At 35.5% G+C, this 3,976-nt stretch carries 3 protein-coding genes and 1 pseudogene; all 4 read left to right on the top strand.

What is annotated here, in order from left to right; translation table 11 throughout:
• A partial coding sequence (locus tag AB3X49_RS18870) for a spore germination protein (RefSeq protein WP_367963997.1) occupies positions 1 to 1,396 on the top strand: 1,396 nt, incomplete at its 5' end.
• Entirely contained in the window at positions 1,396 to 2,580 is a 1,185-nt protein-coding gene (locus AB3X49_RS18865) for a Ger(x)C family spore germination protein (protein WP_367963995.1), read from the top strand. The genes AB3X49_RS18870 and AB3X49_RS18865, both read left to right, overlap by 1 nt.
• Before the next feature lie 23 nt (positions 2,581 to 2,603).
• Positions 2,604 to 3,689, top strand: coding sequence for a GerAB/ArcD/ProY family transporter (locus AB3X49_RS18860; protein ID WP_367963993.1), 1,086 nt, complete (start codon positions 2,604 to 2,606; stop codon positions 3,687 to 3,689).
• 110 nt (positions 3,690 to 3,799) lie between these two features.
• Positions 3,800 to 3,976 (top strand): annotated as a pseudogene (locus AB3X49_RS18855) (IS6 family transposase); the annotation flags it as partial.

Genomic DNA, 3,976 nt, shown 5'->3' with positions numbered 1-3,976 from the left:
CCACAATCCCTATCTAATTATAAATCGTCATCGATTATTAGATATAGAGATCGTCCTGATTCATTTTCAAGGATTGTCTGATATGACAGAAATCCGAGATTATATGTTACATTTAAGTATACCGAATTCGTCTAACACGTTTCAATCATCCACTTCCCATTTTCAATTGTTGAAACAGCTGATAGCCCCGATCTCAGGGGGAACAAGTACTTCGTGTATCAAAGATATTGTAAATGCTATTCTTTCCGGTAACACCGTATTTCTTTTGGAAAATTATGATCAATCCTATATTGTTAGTACCGGAGCCTCAATTGAACGCAGTATTTCGGAACCACCTTCTCAAAACGTACTGAGAGGTCCACGAGATGGATTTACAGAATCCTTACAAACAAATACAATCCTCATTTTCCAACGAATTAAGAATCCTAATTTATGCATGAAACAAAAAACAATAGGGACAATTACAAATACCAATGTCAGTATTGTATACATACAAGATATTGTAAATGAGGAGATACTAAACAAACTGATGCATAGAATCAACAATATTAAACTAGAAGGGATTTTAGAGAGTGCTTATATCGAATCTTATTTATTAGACGATGGATATTCTCCCTTTCCAACTATCTATCATACAGAGCGTCCAGATATTGTCGCTGCTGCCTTATTAAAAGGCCGTATTGCGATTATAGTAGATAAAACCCCCTTTGTTTTAATCGTTCCATCCTTGTTTCAACATTTTTTACAGTCAAATGAAGATGAATATCAATCTGTATATTTTTCATCTTTTTTACGTATATTACGCTATAGTTCGTTTTGGGCAAGTATACTACTTCCTAGTTTATTCATCGCGATTACCTGTTTTCATCAAGAAATTATTCCGACACCACTTCTCATGAATTTAGCTTCTCAAAGAAGCACGGTTCCTTTTCCGCCCATCATTGAAATGCTACTCATGGAAATTACCTTTGAAGTGTTTCGTGAAGCTGTATTACGCTTACCAAAAACGGTTGCCAATTCTATTTCAATTGTAGGTGCTCTCGTAATTGGGGAAGCTGCGGTGCAAGCTGGCATTGTCTCCTCTGCAACGATTATTATCGTCGCCTGCACAGCAATCACTAATTTTATTTTTCCACTATATACACTATCATTTAGTACACGATTAATACGATTTGGATTTTTATTATGTGCAAGTATATTTGGATTATATGGCGTTATACTTGGTATCATCGTTTTATTGCTTCATTTATGTGGGGTTTCCTCATTCGGACTCGAGTACTTTAGTCCCTCATCTACACAAAAAAAAGAATTTTTTCGAACACCTTATTCGGCCCCAAATCGAGCATCTCTTTTAGACAAATGGCGGTCTTATTTTAAAAATAGGAGACGGGTATAATGCTACGAAGATACTTGATTTTTTCTATCATGATACTATTTTCAGTGTTGTTAACGGGGTGCTGGGATTATAGGCCATTAGAAACACTTTCTTTTGCAAGCGGATTCGGTATCGACCAAGACAAACATGGGTACATAGTGACCGTACAATTCGCCAATCCAGAAGAAATTGTAGGTAATAACCATACGGACCGTCCGGAAGCCCCCATTTATCAAGAAAGAGGAAAAACAATAGGGGAAGCAGTGACACGTCTCACTTTAAATGTGCCACATTACGTCCACTTTTCTAATATACAGTTAGTTGCTCTAGGCGAAAGTGTAGCAAGAAAAAATATCAAAGAAGTGCTTGAATACATCTATCGATTTAATAATATTCGATCTGATTTTAAACTGATTATTGCCAAACAGCATAAAGCCTCTGACATTTTGCGGGTGGTTTCTCCTTTGTCCAAAGTAACAGCGGAAAAAATAGCAAATGTGGTACAGAAAATGGAAGCTGGTACAACAATGACCGTTGGATCTAAGATGAATTTTTTCCATTTGATTACGCAAATGAATACACCATATGAAGGATTTGTGATAAATGGATTTCGTATTCGTGGCAATCCAAAACATAAAGAAACCATGCACAATACAGAAACATTGACTCCACAATCCCAAGTGTATCCAACTGGACTTGCTGTATTTAAAAAAAATCATTTACAAGGATGGCTTACTATCCCTGAAAGTATTGGCTACAACTACATAATGGGCACAGCCCGTTTAGTCCCTGAATTTGTGATGTGTTCGAAACAAAATAAGGTATCGGCAGATGTAATCCATACAAAATCACAGATTAAAGTATATAACAAGGAAAAAAAGCTTCAGCCACATATTCAGTTAAGGGTCACCTTACAGTTGACAGAGGTAGGATGTAAACAGCGTTTATCGCCCACATACCTTGCCCGATTAGAAGAAAAATTTGAACACAAAATCGAGAAAAGGATACAAACAACTATGCAAGTAGCTCAAAAGAAATTTCATGTAGACTTATTTGGAATCGGCGATACATTCGCTCGCTCGCATCCGGATATGTGGAAAAAAGAAAAGAATTGGGAAGAAACATTTTCAAATTTAAACATGACATACTCCGTAAAAGTCAATATCGTTCATGTTACAAATAATATATTTGTTAAATCAGATTAATTAGGTATATAAAGGAGGACATGGTGAATTCACATATACTTTCTATCAAACAGCTATTTTGTTTGATGATCCTATTTCAATTGGGTTCAATGGGGGTTAATTTTGGTGGGCATCTTGGAAAAGATGCATGGATTTCATTAGCTGTAGGTGTAATAGAAGGAAGCGTTCTTTTTATTGTATATTACTTGCTGCATAAACAATACCCTACCTTTACCTATGTACAGCTCATACAACATCTATTAGGGAAATGGTTAGGAATTCCCATATGTCTGCTATATAGTGGTTATTTTATGTATATTGGTTCTCGTGTTGTGCGAGATTTTACAGAAATACTCACATTTCACATTTTGTATACAACCCCTACTTGGTCTATCGCGAGTGTGTTGCTCTTGGCTGTTGGTTATGCTGGATACAAAGGGCTTCAAACTACTGCACGAGTAGGAATGATTGTATTAAAAGTTTTTTTTACGCTTTGGTTTTTATTTGTTATGGGAATTTTCTTATCTCATTTATTCCACATCTCTAATTTACAGCCCATCGCCGCCCCCACAAAGTGGCGACCTATCTTTCAAAATATTTTACCATTAACGATACCTTATGGTGGAATGATTACATTTTTGATGTTATTTGCTTATACTTCTCAAAAAGATGAAATTTTTCAAAAAGGACTATGGAGTATCTTTATAAGCGGTTTTCTTCTTGTATCTACCACCGTTTTAAATATCGGGGTACTAGGAGGACTGATATCACAAGAACTATCTTTTCCTATGTTAACCACCTCTAGTTTGATTAAAATGGGGGCTTTTATTCAAAGGTTAGAACCAATTGCCATCATCTTATTAATCATTGGTGTTTTTTTTAAAACATTTATTTTTCACTATACAGCATGTTTATCCATCGACGAGATATTTCAATGTAAAAAAACGTTTAGCATTCCAATTGTATCTGGTTTGATGATAGCTTTATCTATCTTTGGCGCGAGTAATAATATTACCCATTTATACACCGGATTCAAATTTATCCCTTATTACGTACATATACCACTTCAAATCATTGTCCCAATTGGCTTGCTATGTATCTCTATATTTTCAAACAAAAGGGATGCTTAAAAAAGTGTTTTCTGAGATGATCCCATGCCCATCAACTGGTTCCGTTGCAAAGTTTTTTCTCTACAGCTACACTGTAGAGAAAATGGGCTGAGGAGAATGATGCATGGGATATTTTAAAGGAAAATAATTCAAAAACGACAATAGTAGCCGTTGGCTACTATTGTCGTTTTTCTTTAAGCTATCGAGATATATCTGAAATCTTGAAAGAACGTGGTGTTATTTATATCGTGCTATTGATAGTGATGGGTACACACTGGATTTTCAACTTCGAAAAACACGTAATCATC

Origin of the sequence: Bacillus sp. C30 (assembly GCF_040838255.1) — a bacterium.
Classification (GTDB): domain Bacteria; phylum Bacillota; class Bacilli; order Bacillales; family Bacillaceae_G; genus Bacillus_A; species Bacillus_A mycoides.
The sequence above is the reverse complement of the archived record's forward strand: the minus strand, read 5'-3'. Positions and strand labels throughout refer to the sequence as shown.

Bases quoted from the DNA above. Each gene is read 5' to 3' on its own strand.
- AB3X49_RS18865 (WP_367963995.1), top strand. From the start codon at position 1,396: ATGCTACGAAGATACTTGATTTTTTCTATCATGATACTATTTTCAGTG.